Source organism: Flavobacterium erigeronis (assembly GCF_054075165.1).
Window position 1 is genome coordinate 424,350 of sequence record NZ_JBSKGP010000001.1, and the last position, 18,900, is coordinate 443,249.

Consider the following 18,900-nt stretch of genomic DNA (forward strand, 5'->3'; position numbering starts at 1 on the left):
TAGCTGGAGAGATAAAATTATTGATAGAAATAGGGCTTTAGCCAAACATACACATTTTGGCTAAAGCCTCAAATTCTTTCCTTATTATTTACATCCAGCTAAAGCTGGATGCTATTCATAGTATTTAATTCTTCAAATCGTATTTTTCAATTCTTCGATATAATGCTGCACGCGACAAACCTAATTCTTCAGCAGTTTTACTGATATTTCCGTTATGTTTGAATAATGCTTTTTCGATCGCACCTTTTTCCATTTCAGACAACGGATTTTCATCATTTTCCTGAATTTCTTCAAAATCCAAAATATCGAGATCCATTACAGAGATTGTATTGTTTTCGGCGAGAATCAGAGCGCGTTCGATTTTGTTTTCCATTTCGCGGACATTTCCTTTCCACGGATATTTTTCTAAATAAGAAGCCGCATTATATTCAAATTTTAAATCTTGCTGATTGTACTTTTCGGCAATCTGTTCTAAGATAAAGTTCGCCATCGGTACAATATCGTCTTTTCTTTCGCGCAAAGACGGAAGATTGATTTCCATTGTATTGATTCTGTAAAGTAAATCTTCACGAAACGTTTTATTTTTTACTTCTGTTTTAATATCGCTGTTTGTTGCCGCAACAACGCGAACATTCAGCGGTCTTGGTTTACTCTCTCCCAAACGCGTTACGGTTTTAGTCTGCAAGACATGAAGTAATTTGGCTTGAAGATGAAGCGGAATATTCCCTATTTCGTCTAAGAAAATAGTGCCGTTTTGTGCTGTTTCAAATCTTCCGGCAGTATCAATTTTGGCATCTGTAAAAGCGCCTTTAGCATAACCGAAAAGCTCACTTTCGAACAAATTATCGCTCAACGAACCTAAATCTACATGTACAAAAGGCTGATTTTTTCTTTCAGAATGCTGATGAATATACTCAGCAAAGACATATTTTCCAGTTCCGTTTTCGCCCAAAATCAAAACGTTGGCATCTGTACGCGCTACTTTTTCGGAGATCGCATAAGCTTGTTTTATTTTGGCTGAAGTTCCGACGAAATATTTCTTTTCTGTTTTTTCTAATTTATCAACGGTTTTTTTACTGTTTTTTCTGCTTTCGGTAACGGCTTTATCAATGATTTCAAGCAGTTTTTCGTTATTCCAAGGTTTTAAAACATAATCAAAAGCACCTATTTTAATGCCTTCTACAGCAGTTTCGATTTTACCAAAAGCCGTCATTAAAATTACAATTGTGTTTGGCGAAAGCGTTTTGATTTCTTTTAGCCAATGAATTCCTTCTCGCCCATCTTCAAAACCAATTCGGTAATTCATATCCAGCAAAACTACGTTGATGTCATTTTCGCTTAAGATTGAAATGATTTTTTTTGGACTATTAGTGGTAAAAATCGTTTCAAAATGTTTCTTGAGAATCATTTTTGCAGAAAAAAGAATTTCTTCCTGATCGTCAACAACTAATATTTGGGCTAGTTTTTTTCTCATGTGGTGTTTTTTCTGTCCGCTTCCGAACGGTCAACTGTTCATTATCGGACACTGCTTTTCTGAGGCGGTTTTTAAAGTCTCTTTAAAATCAATGCCTTACAAATAATAAATTTTATGGCACAGTATTTACCTATTGACTATCAGTAAAATAATTAAAAAAATGGACACGATAATTCCTCGTAAAAATAAAAAATTTAGATATCTCGCAATAGCAATTGCTGTTTTTTTAGTTTTGCTTACCATCACGATTTTTGCTTTTAACACCAAAAGAACCTTAAACGTAAAAACAGACGAATTGGTAATTCAAAAAGCAGAAAAAGCGTTTTTCGAAGATTTTGTCGTTTTTCAGGCAAAAGTAGAACCTTTGAATATGATGCTGGTAAATGTAACTGAAGGCGGTTCTGTAAAAGAGATTTTTGTAGAAAACGGTGCTATGGTTACCAAAGGACAGTCGCTGGCACGTTTGTACAATCCGAATACAGAACTGAATTATCTGACTCAGGAAACGGCTATTATCGAGCAAATCAACAATTTAAACACAGGGAAATTAAACATCAGAAATCAAGAATTGAACTTAAACAAAGATCTAGTTCTGATTGAACACGATTATAACGACGCCAAAAGGCTGTACGACATGAATGCGAAGCTTTACGAAAAAGATGTCATTTCTAAAAACGACTGGAATACCTTTAAGGAAAGTCTTCGCTTTCAGGAAGAACGTAAAAAAACGATTCAGCAGAGCATTCAAAAAGAAAAACAAAGCAATCAGGTTCAGATTTCGCAAATAAACCGTTCGATTCAGACGATGGAAAAGAGTTTGGATATCCTTAGAAATAATAAAAAGAACTTTTTAATTACAGCGCCAGAAACAGGACGATTAACTTCTTTTGAAGCGGTTTTGGGACAAACTTTTCAGGCAGGTCACAGCATTGGAAAAATTGACTCTAAGAAAGGTTACAAACTGGCAGCGGAAGTTGATGAGTTTTATCTGGAAAAAATTAGAGAAGGCTTAAAAGGTCAAGTAGAATTTAAAGGTGCAACTCTTGAAGTTATGGTAACTAAAGTAATTCCTGAAGTTAAAGGCGGACGTTTTACTGTAGAATTGGCTTTTTCATCTAAGGAAAATATTGTTCTTCAGGACGGACTCAGCTTTGGCGTAAAATTGATTTTATCTGAAAAGAACAAAACACTGGTAATTCCGAGAGGCGCTTTTAACCAAGAAGCTGCAGGAAAATGGATTTTTGTAGTGAATGGAAACAAAGCCGTAAGAAGAAATATCAAATTAGGACGAGAAAATCCTTCTTATTATGAAGTTTTAGAAGGCTTAAAAGAAGGCGAATCTGTAGTTACTTCTTCTTATACCGATTATAAAGACATCGAAGAGCTTTCGTTCGAATAAATATCAAAACAATAAACCAAAAACAATAAACAACAATCATCATTTCAATCATCAATCAAAAAACGTATTTAATAACATTTCAAAACCTTAAAAAATTATGATCACAATTCAGAATTTAACCAAAGTTTTTAGAACAGAAGAAATAGAAACTGCTGCTTTGAGCGGAATCAATTTAGAAATAAAAAAAGGAGATTTTTTAACTATTATGGGGCCTTCAGGCTGCGGAAAATCGACTTTACTGAATATTATCGGTCTTTTGGACAGTGCAGATGGCGGAAGCTACAAATTACTAGATCAGGAAATGATTGGTTTGAAAGAAAAAGGAAGAGCGAAAGTTAGAAAAGAAAATATTGGTTTCATTTTTCAGAATTTCAATCTAATCGATGAGCTTTCTGTTTATGATAATATCGAATTGCCTTTGCTTTACAACAATGTAAAAGCTTCTGAAAGAAAGCAAAAGATTGAAGCCATTGCAGAAAAACTAAATATTTCGCATCGATTGAGACATTTTCCGCAACAGCTTTCTGGAGGACAACAGCAGAGAGTTGCCGTTGCAAGAGCTTTGGTAAATGATCCGAAGATTATTTTGGCCGATGAGCCAACAGGAAACTTAGATAGTAAAAACGGTAATGAAGTAATGGAACTTTTAACCGATTTACATGCTAAAGGCGCTACTATTTTGATGGTTACCCACTCTGATTATGATGCTTCTTTTTCGCAAAGAACCATTCACATGAAAGATGGAGTTATATTTTCTGAGAAATTAAATCAACGAAATGTTGATGTTTTTATGGACGCTAAATAACAAACTGATGATTAAAATTATTGTCACAGCATTCGTAGTTCTGGTAGAATTTGTCTGCAGAATATTTACTATGCTTTAAAACCAAAAGCATTTCAAAACAACCATATCAACTATAAAAAATATACATCAAAATGATTTTTAACTGGTTTAAAATATTTATATATCATTTAAAGCAAAGCAAATTGTTTTCGCTTTTAAATGTTCTAGGATTAAGCATCGGAATTGCTGCGGTTATTTTTGCCATTCTGTACTGGAACAACGAGCACTCTTACGATCAATGGAATCCTGGAAAAGAGAATACTTACATGGTTTTGAACAGGCTTAGCAATGGAGACACTTGGGGGTCTAATTCGATACCATTTGGTGAAACTTGTAAAGCTACAATTCCAGAGATCGAAAAAATATGCTTCTTTAATACTTGGTACGACGAGGATCTTATCAAATATCAGGGTCAAAAAGTAATTGTAAAAAACATCACAACTAGCGATGAAAACTTCTTTGATTTCTTTCCTTTTGATATCATAAAAGGTGCAAAAACAAATATTCTTAAAGAAAAAAATAGTGTCGCTATTTCTGAAGAACAGGCTCAATATTTTTTTAAAAATGAAGACCCAATTGGAAAATCTATTGTTTTTGGAGGAAAAAATTATACTATAAAATCGGTTTATAGAATTATCAAACCTTCCTCTATTCAGCCTTCTTTTGTTTTTAACGGAGTAAAGAGAGACGGCGACGAAAACAGCTGGGGAAATTTTAATTACGGCTTATTGATCAGAACTAAAAAAGACGCCAATATTAATGCTGTTTTAAAGAAAATGCAAAATGTCTATTTTGTAAACAGAACTGTAAAAGATGCCAAAGAAAGTGGAATGACTGTGGCTCAATATGTAAAAGAAAATGGAGAAATAAAAGTAATATTAGATCAATTAAAAACGTCTCGACTTCATGGAACCAAAAGTTCTGCAGGACAAAATTACCCAGAAGGTGTTGGTAATTTAAAACTGCTTTACATCATGGCTGGTTTATCCATTTTGATTCTGGTTTTATCGCTGGTTAACTATATCAATCTGGCAACAGCATCTTCAATAAAGCGTGCAAAAGAAGTTGGAGTACGTAAAATTGTAGGCGCTTCAAAAAAACAGATTATTACTCAGTTTATTTTTGAAACTGCTATAATTGTAACGCTGGCTATTTTATTCGCATTAGCAATTGTAGAACTTTCATTGCCTTATTATAATTCTTTTTTAAGAAAGACTTTAACCATGAATGGTAGCGAATTTTACCTGCAGCTCATTTTCATTTTTGGATTAGTAATTGTTCTTGCAGGTATATTCCCGGCCATTTATATTTCGAACTTTGAGACTTTAAAAGTATTAAAAGGTAATTTTTCGAGAAGCAAAAGCGGAATCTGGATTCGAAATTCGATGCTTATTTTTCAATTCGGAATTGCTGCATTTTTTATCATCGGCGCCTTAATTGTGAACTCGCAGGTCGATTATATGATGAATAAAGATCTGGGCTTTAGCGGAGATCAGGTTCTTTCGATTCGTTATAATACTCCAGACAGAATTAGAAGAACAGATCAATATCTGGTACAAAAACAAGAAATGAAAAAGATTCCTGGTGTCGTTGATGTTACTGTTTTTGCGGGTGCGTTTGGAACCACTAGCGGTTCTAGTTCAGGATTTAAACATAATGGGATTTTTGTACAGCCAAAAAACATTGAAATGGATTTTGGTTTCTTAGACATGATGAACATAAAAATGGCTCAAGGACGCGATTTATCTCCTGAATTTGCATCAGATACTATTAGCAGTATGTTAATGAATGAGACGCTGGTTAAAGAATTAAATCTAAAAAACCCGATTAATACGATTATAACTTCTGGATGGAGCAACGGAGGAGATAATTTAAAATTTAAAATTGTCGGGGTTGTAAAAGATTTTAATCTAACCGGATTACAAAATAAAGTACCTCCAATGGTTTTTATAAATCTTAAAACTTTAAAGTGGAATAACTTTGGAACTGTCCTTGTAAAAGTGTCTCCAAATAATTTAACAGAAACGTTAGAAAAATTGAAATTATACTGGGAGAAAAATGTAAACCCTGACTATCCTTTTGACTACGAATTTGTTAACAAAGGATTTGCGCGAACTTATGAAGAGCAAGTAAAGCAAAAAAACCTGTTTTTTATCTTAAATCTAGTCGTAATTGTAATTGCTGTATTTGGATTGTTTGCTTTGGCATCATTTTCGATGGAGAGAAGATTGAAAGAAATCGCCATTCGAAAAACTTTAGGAGCTGAAACAGATATACTCTTAAAAGAATTATCGAAACAGTATATTGTTTTCTGTTTAATAGGATTTGGAATCGGAATTGTTCCTGCTTATATATTATTACAGAAATGGCTCGAAGATTTTGCTTTTAGAATCGGAATATCATCCGTTCCTTTTGTAATTGCCCTGATTTCTCTTTTGATTTTAACTTTAATTATTGTTTTGACAAAAGCGTTTCAGGTTACCAAAATAGATGTATTAAAATATCTAAAATACGAATAAGCTTGTAGACCATTTTTTTTAAAGAAGCCCGACAGATTTCAGTAAAATCCGTCGGGCTTTTGTTTTAATCTTTCATCGTTACAGCATCCGAATAAAGCAATTTATCTAAACTCTCATCGCGGCTATACACATCTGGAAAGAAATTTATCTCGCCATTGTCCTGAACCCAAGCCGTAAAATATCCTATATAAACTGGAATTTTACGTTTAAGCATGCAAGTAGTTTCTTTTTCGCCACTCATGGCTTTTTCAATTTTATCAACTGGCCAATCTGGATCATCTTTTAAAATATGCAATGCCAATTGTTTCGCTTCTTTTACATTGATACAGCCATGACTAAATGTACGATTTTCAAACTGGAACAAACTTTTGGCAGGTGTGTCATGCATGTAAATGTCATTTGGATTTGGAAACATAAATTTCACTAATCCTAGCGAATTTTTAGGTCCTGGTTTTTGTCTTACTTTCCCTCCATTCCATTCCATATTATGTTCGGCAAGATAATTTTTATTACTGGCAATTTGGAGTTTGAGCTCGTTCTGAATAATACTGTTCGGAACATACCAATAAGGGCTAAAAACAATACGGTCCATATTACCGCTGAATATGACAGTTTCGCTAAGCCTATTGCCAACAAAAATATCCGACACCAAATCATACTTGCCGTCTTTAACATAGAACATTCTGAAAGACGGAATATTAACCATTACATATTCTTCTGCGCGTGCCAATTTGGTCGGAATCCATCTGCATCGTTCCATATTTAGCATAATGGTTTTAATTCTTTTACTAATCGGTTCATTAAACTGCTTAATATGATCTCTATTAATAATATAATTGAGCGTCAAACCGTGTCTTTTTTTGTAATTCATAACACCATCCATCAACTCTCTATCATAAAAATCACTTTTAGAATCTTGCTTGAGATCGCCAAGCACATAGAGCCTTTGTCTTATTTGTTTTATCGCTGGTGCAGTAGTATCTGGTCGCATATCTTTGTATGTAGCGCTATCAATCGTGATTTTCTGCCAAAGACCATCTTTTTCTATCTTTCTGTATTTCTTTAAAGCATCCTGAAGTTTATAATATTGCGAGAATAGCAAATAATCATCTTCATTTAATCGATCAGAATCAACAATAAGAGAGTCTAAAATTCGAGCATAAGAAATATTTTTCGCTGGAAGAAACCAGCCTATTTTTTTTAACGTTGCAGGATCTACTCCAGAGTAAACGTTGCTAGCATAAAACACATACATGTTTGTAAGCAATAATTCTGTATCAATTTGCGGAGGCTCGATATTATCGCTTTCGTTAAAAGCTTGGTCAATTACATCCTTATAAGGCATTGTAGCCTCGATTCCCTGATCTTTGAGCACATTTACTTTTTGATATAAAAGCGCTCCAAATTCGGTTATGCTTTTATCATCATACCAAATAGATTTGTATTGTTTGGCTTTGTAGATATCCTCAACATCTTTCTGATACTTTTTAAGTTTGGGATATTTTTTAAAGAATGCATTAATCGAAGCAGCATCAATAGTAATAATTGAAACCGCTTTCCGATTTGTAAAATCAGCTCTGTTTTTGGTAGTAGAATTAAATGAAAAAGCAAAAAAACTGACTGCGGCAATAATCAATGAAAAAGTAAAATTTCGCATATTTTTAAAGTTTAAATTGAAGAAATAACTTTAAAAAAAAATACCGAAAACCCAATAAATACTTTAAAAAAACCTAGTTTTCACATATTTTTTTCATGTCTTGAGAATCATCGATTTGGGCTATCAAATATAACGAAGTTTTGTGAGAATTTTTATTTAATTAAAAGAAAACTTACATAAAAAACATTTGTTTGAATCGGAAAAACTTTTCTCTCGCAATCCAAAAGTCCGATCGTTCTTAATTCTTATTTTCATCAAAATTTAATGCCGCATAATTTTGAATAATCTCAATATCAATAATTACAATTCAAAAACGCTTAATTTCCGAACTTAATCTGTTATCTTTGCACCCTGAAACAGTTTAAATAAATATAATCTTATAAGACTGTTTTCTTGGAATAAAAAAATAGCCCATTACAATGAAACTAGATAGAAAAGAAATTCTAAAAGCTTTAGAGACAATCACTATTGCTGGAGAAGGAAAAAATATGGTGGAAAGCGGCGCTGTAACCAATGTTATTACATTTGGAGATGAAGCTGTTGTAGACCTTGTATTGCATACGCCTGCTATGCATATCAAAAAAAGAGCGGAAGATGATATAAAAAAAACAATTCATGATTTAATATCTCCTGATGCGAAAGTAAAGGTTAATATTAAAGTAGAAACTCCAGAGAAACCTGAAATTAAGGGGCGTGCAATTCCTGGAATCAAAAATATTATTGCAGTTGCTTCTGGTAAAGGAGGAGTAGGAAAATCTACTGTAACGGCAAACTTGGCTGTAACGCTTGCAAAAATGGGCTTTAAAGTTGGTGTTTTGGATGCTGATATCTACGGGCCATCTATGCCAATTATGTTTGATGTTGAGAACGAAAAACCTGTTTCTATTACAGTTGACGGAAAATCAAAAATGAAACCTATTGAAAGCTATGAAATCAAAATGCTTTCAATCGGATTTTTTACAGCTCCAAGCCAAGCTGTAATCTGGAGAGGACCAATGGCTGCTAAAGCATTAAATCAAATGATTTTTGACGCAGATTGGGGAGAATTAGATTTCATGCTTCTTGACTTGCCTCCTGGAACTGGAGATATCCACCTTTCTATCATGCAGTCGCTTCCAATTACGGGTGCTGTTGTAGTAAGTACACCACAAGCAGTTGCACTTGCAGATGCTAAAAAAGGAGTGGCAATGTTTATGCAAGACAATATCAATGTTCCAGTTTTAGGAATTATTGAAAACATGGCTTATTTTACACCAGAAGAATTGCCAGAAAATAAATATTATATCTTTGGACAAGAAGGTGCTAAAAACCTTGCCGAAGATTTAGATGTTCCATTTTTAGGAGAAGTTCCAATTGTACAGTCTATTCGTGAAGCAGGAGATTACGGTCGCCCTGCAGCTTTACAAACAGCATCGCCAATAGAAAAAGTTTTTGAAGAAATTACTAGAAATGTAGTACAGGAAACAGTGAACAGAAATGAGAGCTTACCGGCAACAGAAGCAATCAAAATTACAACAATGGCAGGCTGTTCTGCAGTAAAGAAAAACTAATTAGATAATGAGATAATTTGCCAATTAGAAAATTTTAATCATTATCTAATTGGCTCATTTCACAATTGACACATTATAATTATGACAACAGAAGAATTAACAAGTAATGTTTTATTGGCCTTAGACGAGATAAGACCATTCTTAAAATCTGATGGTGGAGATATTTCTTTGATCTCTATTGAAGATGACAAACATGTAAAAGTTCGTTTGGAAGGGGCTTGCATTAGCTGTAGTGTTAATCAGATGACGCTAAAAGCAGGTGTAGAAACAACTATAAAAAAATATGCACCACAAATTGAAACTGTGGTAAATATAATGTAACAAATTGCCTCTTTTCGAAGAGATTGTAAGTTTGAATATTAACAAGAATAATAATCCTTAAAGGATTTTGATTAGGAATTATTCAATAACAGTCTTAAAAGAAATGCAGTTTTTACGACATTATCAAAAAAGAACTCAAAGTTTTAAGAGTTTTAATTAAGGAATTGTTACATTTTTAACTTAAATTTGTGACATAACCCTCAATCTTAAACTTATGAAAAAACATTACGCTCTTTTTTTATTATTGTTTTTTGCCGCAAAAAATTACGGCCAACAAAACCAAACACTCTTCGCAGATAAAGCGTGGGTAAATGAATCTGAAGAATGGTCAGACTTTCAGTATGCTGGTCAAATTATTTTCTCTACCACAGCAAGCAGTGAAGAAGGAAGTCTTAGAATTGGCAACTATGATCTTCTATATGATTTTTGCGAAGGAAAAGCAAAATTTTCCAACAAGGCCACTTACAGTTCTGCGGAATTTTCTCATCCAAGAAAAATTAGTTCTCAAACCGACAAACAGGGAATTTTAAATTCTAATTATGAGGGAACCCTAATTTTTCAGTCTGATAAAGATTATTATTCTGTAATAGCTTTGGTTACAATACTAGAAAAAGGGGGCAATATTATTGGTGTAAAAATGCGCCAGAAAGAAGGCAACCGAAAAGAGTATGCCTTTAGCTTAAAAGAAAAAAGTTAATTTTAAATAAGGATTTTTTCACGTTATAAAATCCTGCCACAAAATTCCAATAATTAAAAATGGATGTATTAATAAAAATTAAAGATCGAGAAGGAGTTATACACGAATTACAGGCTCCAACTGATATGGCAATGAATATAATGGAGTTATGCAAAGCATACGAACTTCCTGTTGAAGGAACCTGCGGAGGAATGGCCATGTGCGCTTCTTGCCAGTGTTATGTTCTAAATGATGTTGCATTACCAGAAATGGGTGACGATGAGGAAGCCATGCTTTCGGAAGCATTTTATGTTAAATCTAATAGCCGTTTAGGTTGTCAGATTCCAATTACTGAAGATTTGGAAGGTTTGGAGTTAGAATTAGCGCCAGAATACTAAAAAATACAAAAGCGAGAATTTATGATTCTCGCTTTTTTGTTTTTAATACTTCTTGATCAGATCGTCTAAAGAAAACTCTCTTAATAATTTATCTAAATATTTTCCTCTACTGCTCAATTCACGCTGATAAGGAGCAAACAAACTTGTCGATTTATTCAGTTCATCATTCAATTCTTTCAGATAATTTTCTTCTTCTTTTGTCTGCGAAGATGATTTATTGGCTATAAAATCTAGAATTCGTTTAATCGCGATTTCTTTTTCTACAATCGCATTTTCATCATTATTCAAAGTGCAGATTCCGTAAACGCCTTTACAGAAATAATCCCACTCTTCTTCTAATGCTTTATCAGCCTTTTCACTAATTATCTGGTCTTTTTCATCAAAAACATTTCCATAAGCAAATGCTTTATTCTCATGATTATTTAAATAAGATAATAAATTCTGTTTAAATTCATGCTTTAATTTTTCATAACTCTCTCCAGTATTTTTCTTGATCAGATCTACAATATTTTTGGCAAAATATCTTCTGGACATTGTTAATGTATGCTGATCATTTAAAGGAGAACTAATCGTTATTTCCGAATCAATTACATAAGAAGGTGATGGAATTAACTTTTCTTCAATAAGCTTATTTAACTCATCATAGATAATCTTGTAAGCCTTTTGACTTCTTCAAATTCCAGATAATTATCTACGATATAAGCAAGATTTTCATCTCTCATCTTAATTACTTTTTAAAAATTCTGATGGATCAAAAGGCTCAAATTCTCTTTCAGAAAATGCTTCGGTCAATATTCCTGCTGAACATAACCATGAAATAGTTTCTTCAAGCGAATTACCTATGTTGTAAATCATTTCACTATATCGTGGTAAAATATAATATTGATTATTTAAAAGAATAATTTCATCTCCATCAAAAGTATCTCCAATTCTGATTGAATTTAAAACTTGATCTTTCGTTAAAACCTCTTTTCCTTCATCCCAAAACCAATATTCGGTTATACGCTTTTTCCATTCTTCCAGAGTTAAAACAATCGTCTCAGGAAGATAAATTCGCACATAAGTTCCTCCAAGAATACCGCTTCCATATTGTTGAACGTATTCTTTATAATCTTCATCAAACACTACGTTAAATGTCTTTTCGCAAGCCAGAATTTCTTCTTCGTCGGCTGTAAATAGGTCAGTTTTATTCGTATTATAATTTGGAATTATCTTATAGTTGTCAAAATTCATATTATAAGTTTTAACTGCTAATTTAATTATTTAAGAACCAAGCCAAAAGTTTTTGAAACGAAAAAACCGTAATCACATTGCTGCGATTACGGTTTTTTCTTTATAACAATTTTATTTAATCTCTAAAATTATACCAAACCTGCTTTAATTAAATATTCAGCGATTTGGATTGTGTTTGTTGCAGCACCTTTTCTTAAGTTATCAGCAACAATCCACATGTTTAAAGTGTTTTCCTGGCTTTCGTCACGACGGATTCTTCCAACAAAAACATCATTTTTACCTTCAGCATACAATGGCATTGGGTAAGTAAAGGTATCTAAATTATCTTGAACCACTACTCCATCAGTGTTGTGTAAGATTTCGCGAACTTCATTTACATCAAAATCATTTGTAAACTCAACGTTTACTGCTTCACTATGTCCGCCTACAACTGGCACACGAACTGCAGTGGCCGTAACTCTAATAGTGTTATCACCTAAGATTTTTTGAGTTTCGCGAACCAATTTCATTTCTTCTTTAGTGTACCCGTTTTCTTCAAAACTGTCACAGTGAGGAATCGCATTTCTGTGGATAGGATATTTGTAAGCCATATCTCCTTGAACTCCTGCGTACTCATTTTCTAACTGTTTAACCGCTTTTACACCAGTTCCTGTAATAGATTGGTAAGTAGAAACAATGATTCTTTTAATGTTGTATTTTTTATGTAATGGAGATAAAGCCAAAACCATCTGAATAGTCGAACAGTTTGGGTTTGCGATAATTTTATCTTCTTTAGTCAAAACATCAGCATTGATTTCTGGAACCACCAATTTTTTAGTCGGATCCATTCTCCATGCAGAAGAGTTGTCGATTACAGTTGTTCCGGCAGCAGCAAATTTTGGAGCCCATTCCAAAGATGTATCACCTCCAGCAGAGAACACAGCGATATCTGCTTTCATATCAACAGCTGTTTGTAATCCTACTACTTTATATTTAGTTCCTTTGTATTCGATCTCTTTTCCTACTGATCTTTCTGATGCAACAGGAATTAATTCTGTAACAGGAAAATTTCTTTCCGCTAAAACTTTAAGCATTACTTCGCCAACCATTCCGGTAGCACCTACAACTGCAATTCTCATTTTTATATTTTTAAATAATCAATTAATCTAATTTGTATGGCAAAAATAAGTATAATAAAAGTCTTGACAAGGTGATTCACAAAAAATAACAAATTGTTACAAAATAAACATTTCGTTTTAAATTTTAATAATTGACTTTTTCAAATGAAAGTCACCGAAACCAAAACTATTAATCTTTATGAATAAAAAATGACGATATCATCATCAATACTTTTTGCATTTTTACTCAATTCTATAGCATTAAATAATATTGAAGAACTTTCATTAATAAGTCTCTCGTTATCCATAGCACTTTCAAAATGACTTTCTACAGTATTTTTCAATAACTCGTTTTTTCCAAGACTTTTAATCGTAAGAATTAATTCTTTCTTTTCATTCAAATCATCACATTCATTGAGTTGTATTCTACTATGTAAAAGTATAATATACTCCAGCTCTTGTATAAACTCATCTCTTTTAAGATTCATTCTATCTCTTTCATCATAATTCCAACTTGAATAATCCACCGATTCAGAATCACCTAGACTTAAAAGAAAAAAACTTGCACAGCCATGTGATATTTTATGCATTAACTCAAAACCAAATTCCTTCATCTTATCTACAAATCTTGGATCTTCTGGGGCATAATAACCCATTTTCTCCATTCCTACAGATACTTCGTAAATATAGCTTTTGATACGATCTAATTCGTGAAAAGTCAATAAGAATGTGTCCGTTTTTATTTTCTGAATTATAACATCAGCATCTGTTTTAGAATACGTATCCCCATTAATGGTGTTTTGTTCAACTAAGTGATTTTTAAAGAAAACATATGAATCCTCTTCTTTTTCAAGTTCTATAAATTTAGCTGTTAAAACATCTCTTTTTAAAAGATAAAAATCTACATGACATCCCATAATTTTTCGTGCAAATCGATTAGTTTTTAATCTGAAAACAAATCTAAAAAAACCGCCTCTTTAGAAGGCGGTTAAGTTAGACTTAGTGTAGCGGTATTATATTTTTATTTATTTTTTAATAAATCTCTAATTTCTGTAAGCAACTCTTCTTGAGTTGGTGCTGCAGGCTGATTCGGTGCTGGTTCTTCTTTCTTTTTAAGGCTATTCATTCCTTTAATAACAAGAAATAAAACAAATGCTACGATGATAAAATTAATTACTGCTGAAAGAAACAGACCGTATTTTACACCTCCAAAGGCGGTTAGTTCTTCTATCTTTGACAAATGAGCTGCGTCTAAAGCTGGTTTTAATACTAACGGTGTAATCACGTCTTCGATAAATGAACTTACAATTTTACCAAAAGCAGCTCCTATAATTACAGCAACAGCAAGGTCAACTACATTGCCTTTCATTGCAAATGCCTTAAATTCTGAAAAAAATCCCATATCTGACTTGTTTATATTTATAATTAACGAGTATCGAAAATACGCAATTTTATTTAAAAAACCATATTAGCCATTCTCTTTTAAACCATATAAGTTATAGTAGAAATTATAAGTTTGACGTAATTAAAATACATAATCAAGCAACAAAAGAAATAATCTACATCTAAAAATGAACTTATATAACTTATATGGTTTAAAATAATACTATCTAAAAAATACGCGCTTTACTCGTTGTGAAATGCTTGTCATAATCTCGTAAGGAATGGTTTTTAACGCTACAGCCATTTCTATTACGGTTGGGCTTTCGCCGAAAATAATCACCGAATCGCCTTCTTTGCAATCGATATGGCTTACGTTAACCATTAGCATATCCATGCAGACACTTCCTACGATTTTAGCTTTTTGGTTTTTAATCGTTACATAACCAACCTCATTTCCCCATAATCTCGCAATTCCGTCTGCGTAACCAATTGGGATTGTTGCAATTTTTGTTTCTCTATCTGCCATAAAACGACGTCCATAACCTACGCTGTCGCCAGCAGGAATAGTTCTAACTTGAGAAATTATCGATTTTAAAGTTCCAACGTTTTCCAGATATTTTTGTTCTGACCAATCGTTTGAAACTCCGTACAAACCAATTCCTAAACGTACCATATTGTATTGCGCATTTGGGAAATTGCTAATTCCAGAAGTATTCAAAATATGTCGGATTGGATTTATATTTAATTCACTAATTAATCTTGAAGATAATTTCTCAAACAATGCAATCTGCTGATTAACAAAATCAAAATGTTTTGGATCATCACTTGTCGCCAAATGCGACAAAATACTCTGTACGCGAACGGTTGAATTTCCTTTTAAAGTTGCAATCAATTCATCGATGGTATTATTTTCAAAACCTAAACGATGCATTCCCGTATCCATTTTAATATGAATTGGATAATCTTTTAAGTTCTTTTCACGGGCAATTTTCAAAAAGGCATTTAGACCTTTTAAACTATAAATTTCTGGCTCTAATTGATATTGGATAATAGAAGGAAAACTGGTCGATTCTGGATTTAAAACCATAATTGGAAGTTTTATTCCTCCGTTTTTCAACGCGATTCCTTCATCGGCGAAAGCCACACCCAAATAATCTACTTTATGATGCTCTAATAATTTAGCAATTTCTAAACCGCCGTTTCCGTAGCCAAATGCTTTTACCATTACCATCATTTTGACATTTGGCACCAGTTTTGATTTGTAATAATTAAAGTTATGGCTAATAGCATCGAGATTAATCTCTAGAATTGTTTCATGCGTCTTTTCTTCCAGGTAAGAAACAATTTCTTCAAACTTAAAAGATCGCGCTCCTTTTATCAGGATCGTTTCATTATTGAAATCTAAATTGTCAATTTCGGCTATAAAATCGGCTGTGTTTAGAAACATTTTACTGTTCGGAAACTTAGCTTCAAAAGAAGAAATCGTTGGCCCAATACCAATTACTCGGTTTATTTTATTGTCTGAAATTAACTGGGCAACTTTAGAATACAATTCTTCGTTGGAAAATCCGCTTTGAAAAATATCTGATAGAATAACAGTTTTTGAAGCACCTTTTTTCTTTTGACTTTCTAAAAAGTCTAACGCAATTTTAAGCGACTGAAAATCGGAACTGTAACTATCATCAATAATACTGCAATTGTTGATTCCGTTTTTTACTTCCAAACGCATTCGAACAGGATAAAGCATCTGAATTCGATTCTGAATCGTTTCCTGATCGTAATCAAAATGCAATAAAACCAATAAACACGAAATCGCATTTTCTACAGAAGCCGAATCGCTAAAAGGAATTATAAGATCATGAATTTCGTTTTTGTATTGATATTGAATTGCTGTCATTTCATTTTTGCTTTCTTTTTTCGAAATAAAAACATCAGCATTCTTATCTGTAAAACTCCACGAAAAAAGCTTTCGCGGATGCATCATATATTCTGCTGCAAACTGCAATAAACAAGAATCGACAATTTCGTATTTTTGATAAATAATTATCGGACAATCTTTGAACAAGAGCAATTTCTCGTCTATTTTTTCCACTAGATTTTTAAACCCTTCGTCGTGCGCAGAACCTATACTGGTAAGCACACCAATTGTTGGTTTTATAATTTCCTCTAGTTTAACCATTTCGTTAACTGTCGAAATTCCAGCTTCGAAAATTCCTAAATTGTGTTTTTCATTAATGGCAATTACCGAAAGCGGCACTCCAACCTGAGAATTGTAACTCTTTGGACTTCTAATAATATTATAATCTGGGCTCAATAAAAAATTAAGCCATTCTTTTACAATCGTTTTACCGTTGCTTCCCGTTAATCCGATAACTGGAAAATGAAACAGATTTCTGTAATAAGCCGCAAATCCCTGAAGTGCAAAAAGGGTATTTTCGACCACCAAAAAATTAGCTTTATCTGCATAACCTTCTGGAATATACTGTACCACAAAATTCTGAACTCCGTTTTCTATTAAATCGGGAATAAATAAATGAGCATCGTTGTTAACGCCGGCCAAAGCAAAAAACAAGGTTTGCGATCCGTTTTGAAGTGAACGGCTGTCAATTGAAATATGATCGATTAAAACATCAGCCTCTGAACCAATCCATTTGGCATGAAGAACTGAAACCAGGCTTTTTAAATTTATGCTCATTTGGTAATTTCTTTTTTTCAAAATTACAGTATTAAGAGTTAATTTGCCACGAATTCACGAATTTCCTTTTTATATCATTCGTGAATTCGTGGCAAAAAAAGTATATTTGTTTTTACACCACAAATATTGCGTTTTGAAAAAAGTACTTCCACTCTTCTCTTATATATTACATCCGATTTTTATATCGCTGTACGCTACTTTGTTTTATCTGTTTTGCAAAGAAGACGTTTTTAGCAGACAGGAAAAGTATTTTGTATTAATACAGATTTTAGTAATCAATATCATCGTTCCCGTTTTGTTTTATCTGCTTTTAAAATCGACTGGACATGTAAAATCGATCATGTTGAGCCAAACTTCAGAACGAACTATTCCGTTGATTCTGCAATGTTTTTTATATATTTTATTAGTCAAAAGAAGCATTGTCATTACCCGTTATCCTGAACTTCACTTCTTTTTTCTTGCGGGTTTATTCAGTACTATTTTAGCATTGGTCTGCGTACTTTTTAAGACAAAAGCAAGTCTGCACATGGTTGCTATTTCGGGTTTAACGGTTTTTGTTATCGGATTAAACATTCATCTTCAAATGCATAATCCGTATTGGCCGGCATTACTTATTTTATTGTCGGGAATTGTGGCTTCATCTCGTTTAGAAATGAATGCGCATACTCCTAGGGAAATATTAGTAGGATTGTTTATTGGAATAATGCCACAGCTTTTATTTTTATATCTCTGGTTATAAAATATAAAAAATCAATCCCGCATTTAAGGTTTTCATTTTGATTGGTTCTCCAGACAAAGTAGTGGTCGAATTAAACAGCGGATTTAAGCCATAATACAAATAAAGATTCCATGTATTGTAACCCGCAGCAATGTATGGTCCGTATTGAAATGTATTGACATTCTTGTTGTTATTGATTCTGTATGTATTTTCGCCATCGTTTAAAAGAGACATGCTCGAAAAAACATAACTCAATTTTACTCCGCCATAAATACGCCAGAATTTAGTGCTTTCATAAGTCGAATTACGCCATCTGAATTCTATAGGAAGATCTACGGAATATTGACGGTAACGGTTCGATACAAATTCGCCATAATTATTCACACCATATATTGGATTGCCTGACGCATCTTCAGAAATTGTTAAGTTTTGAAAGTAATTCTGATAACTCAAACCTAAACCTGCTGCAATAGCAACTGTCCGAGATTTATTTACGGGCATATCACGCAAAAAACCTCCTGAAAGTCCGAGAGAAAATTTATTTTGTTTGAAATTGATCGGAATATCGGTAAACATATTATACGTAACCGAAAAATAAAACTGATCTTCTCGATACAGAGAATCTATTTTTACAACTGGTTTTATCTCAGGTTTAACCTCTTCTTGTGCAAAAGAGTTAAAAAAAGTGAGTAAAAATAAGCAGCTAAAAATAATTCGCATGTCGTGGTTTTGGGTTTTAAAGAGATGATTACAAATAAACGTTTTTGTACGCTTATTTATTTCACATACAAATATAATATAATGCTTTTTGTAGTAAAGATACAAAGTAAAAATATTCTCATTTTGACTGCGATTAAAATTAATTGCTGCATTATTTTTAATAAATCAATTCGCTGAAAGAAAAAATTAATCAATTTTGTTTTTATCTTTTATACC

General features: G+C 32.8%; 17 protein-coding genes. 8 read left to right on the plus strand and 9 right to left on the minus strand.

Annotated elements, in window-relative coordinates; translation table 11 throughout:
* Window positions 1-124: 124 nt before the first annotated feature.
* Window positions 125-1,474, minus strand: a complete 1,350-nt coding sequence (locus tag ACWA1F_RS01800; RefSeq protein ID WP_456891135.1) for a sigma-54-dependent transcriptional regulator — start codon at window positions 1,472-1,474, stop codon at window positions 125-127.
* Window positions 1,475-1,634: 160 nt separating this feature from the next.
* On the opposite strand from ACWA1F_RS01800, the gene ACWA1F_RS01805 reads away from it, so the two are divergent.
* From ACWA1F_RS01805 to ACWA1F_RS01815, 3 genes are all read left to right on the plus strand, one after another.
* Complete coding sequence (locus ACWA1F_RS01805; RefSeq protein WP_456891137.1) at window positions 1,635-2,873, plus strand: efflux RND transporter periplasmic adaptor subunit; 1,239 nt, start codon at window positions 1,635-1,637, stop codon at window positions 2,871-2,873.
* 97 nt (window positions 2,874-2,970) lie between these two features.
* Complete coding sequence (locus ACWA1F_RS01810) at window positions 2,971-3,678, plus strand: ABC transporter ATP-binding protein (RefSeq protein WP_125719006.1); 708 nt, start codon at window positions 2,971-2,973, stop codon at window positions 3,676-3,678.
* 131 nt (window positions 3,679-3,809) lie between these two features.
* Window positions 3,810-6,236, plus strand: a complete 2,427-nt coding sequence (locus ACWA1F_RS01815) for an ABC transporter permease (protein WP_456891140.1) — start codon at window positions 3,810-3,812, stop codon at window positions 6,234-6,236.
* A 64-nt stretch (window positions 6,237-6,300) separates the two neighbouring features.
* Here the strand turns inward: ACWA1F_RS01815 and ACWA1F_RS01820 are convergent, their stop codons facing one another.
* Entirely contained in the window at window positions 6,301-7,893 is a 1,593-nt protein-coding gene (locus tag ACWA1F_RS01820) for a L,D-transpeptidase family protein (RefSeq protein ID WP_456891142.1), read from the minus strand.
* Between the two features lie 419 nt (window positions 7,894-8,312).
* Here ACWA1F_RS01820 and ACWA1F_RS01825 point away from each other — a divergent pair, with 419 nt between their 5' ends.
* The 4 genes from ACWA1F_RS01825 (at window position 8,313) to ACWA1F_RS01840 (ending at window position 10,838) form a co-directional block, all read left to right on the plus strand.
* Window positions 8,313-9,443: an Mrp/NBP35 family ATP-binding protein gene (locus ACWA1F_RS01825; RefSeq protein WP_125719000.1), complete on the plus strand. Its 1,131-nt coding sequence runs from the start codon at window positions 8,313-8,315 to the stop codon at window positions 9,441-9,443.
* A gap of 81 nt (window positions 9,444-9,524) precedes the next feature.
* The gene (locus tag ACWA1F_RS01830; protein WP_306154777.1) at window positions 9,525-9,764 is read left to right on the plus strand and encodes a NifU family protein; all 240 of its coding nucleotides are present in this window, start codon (window positions 9,525-9,527) and stop codon (window positions 9,762-9,764) included.
* Between the two features lie 214 nt (window positions 9,765-9,978).
* Entirely contained in the window at window positions 9,979-10,461 is a 483-nt protein-coding gene (locus ACWA1F_RS01835; protein ID WP_306154776.1) for a hypothetical protein, read from the plus strand.
* Between the two features lie 59 nt (window positions 10,462-10,520).
* The gene (locus ACWA1F_RS01840; protein ID WP_091490641.1) at window positions 10,521-10,838 is read left to right on the plus strand and encodes a 2Fe-2S iron-sulfur cluster-binding family protein; all 318 of its coding nucleotides are present in this window, start codon (window positions 10,521-10,523) and stop codon (window positions 10,836-10,838) included.
* A 42-nt stretch (window positions 10,839-10,880) separates the two neighbouring features.
* Here the strand turns inward: ACWA1F_RS01840 and ACWA1F_RS01845 are convergent, their stop codons facing one another.
* From ACWA1F_RS01845 to ACWA1F_RS01870, 6 genes are all read right to left on the minus strand, one after another.
* On the minus strand, window positions 10,881-11,372 hold the full coding sequence (locus ACWA1F_RS01845) for a DUF6058 family natural product biosynthesis protein (RefSeq protein WP_456891145.1): 492 nt from the start codon (window positions 11,370-11,372) through the stop codon (window positions 10,881-10,883).
* 189 nt (window positions 11,373-11,561) lie between these two features.
* Window positions 11,562-12,071, minus strand: a complete 510-nt coding sequence (locus tag ACWA1F_RS01850) for an SMI1/KNR4 family protein (RefSeq protein ID WP_456891147.1) — start codon at window positions 12,069-12,071, stop codon at window positions 11,562-11,564.
* 128 nt (window positions 12,072-12,199) lie between these two features.
* Complete coding sequence (locus ACWA1F_RS01855) at window positions 12,200-13,189, minus strand: aspartate-semialdehyde dehydrogenase (RefSeq protein WP_306154769.1); 990 nt, start codon at window positions 13,187-13,189, stop codon at window positions 12,200-12,202.
* A gap of 176 nt (window positions 13,190-13,365) precedes the next feature.
* Window positions 13,366-14,085 (minus strand): hypothetical protein, encoded by a 720-nt coding sequence (locus tag ACWA1F_RS01860; RefSeq protein ID WP_456891150.1) that lies wholly within the window; start codon window positions 14,083-14,085, stop codon window positions 13,366-13,368.
* Window positions 14,086-14,189: 104 nt separating this feature from the next.
* Window positions 14,190-14,570, minus strand: a complete 381-nt coding sequence (gene mscL, locus ACWA1F_RS01865; protein ID WP_456891152.1) for a large conductance mechanosensitive channel protein MscL — start codon at window positions 14,568-14,570, stop codon at window positions 14,190-14,192.
* A gap of 204 nt (window positions 14,571-14,774) precedes the next feature.
* Window positions 14,775-17,246 (minus strand): bifunctional UDP-N-acetylmuramoyl-tripeptide:D-alanyl-D-alanine ligase/alanine racemase, encoded by a 2,472-nt coding sequence (locus ACWA1F_RS01870; protein ID WP_456891154.1) that lies wholly within the window; start codon window positions 17,244-17,246, stop codon window positions 14,775-14,777.
* Between the two features lie 133 nt (window positions 17,247-17,379).
* Between ACWA1F_RS01870 and ACWA1F_RS01875 the strand changes: the two genes are divergently transcribed.
* Entirely contained in the window at window positions 17,380-17,985 is a 606-nt protein-coding gene (locus ACWA1F_RS01875; RefSeq protein WP_456891156.1) for a hypothetical protein, read from the plus strand.
* On the opposite strand, the gene ACWA1F_RS01880 is transcribed toward ACWA1F_RS01875, so the two are convergent.
* On the minus strand, window positions 17,980-18,684 hold the full coding sequence (locus ACWA1F_RS01880; RefSeq protein WP_456891157.1) for a porin family protein: 705 nt from the start codon (window positions 18,682-18,684) through the stop codon (window positions 17,980-17,982). The two genes, ACWA1F_RS01875 and ACWA1F_RS01880, sit on opposite strands and share 6 nt — an antisense overlap.
* Window positions 18,685-18,900 lie beyond the last annotated feature (216 nt).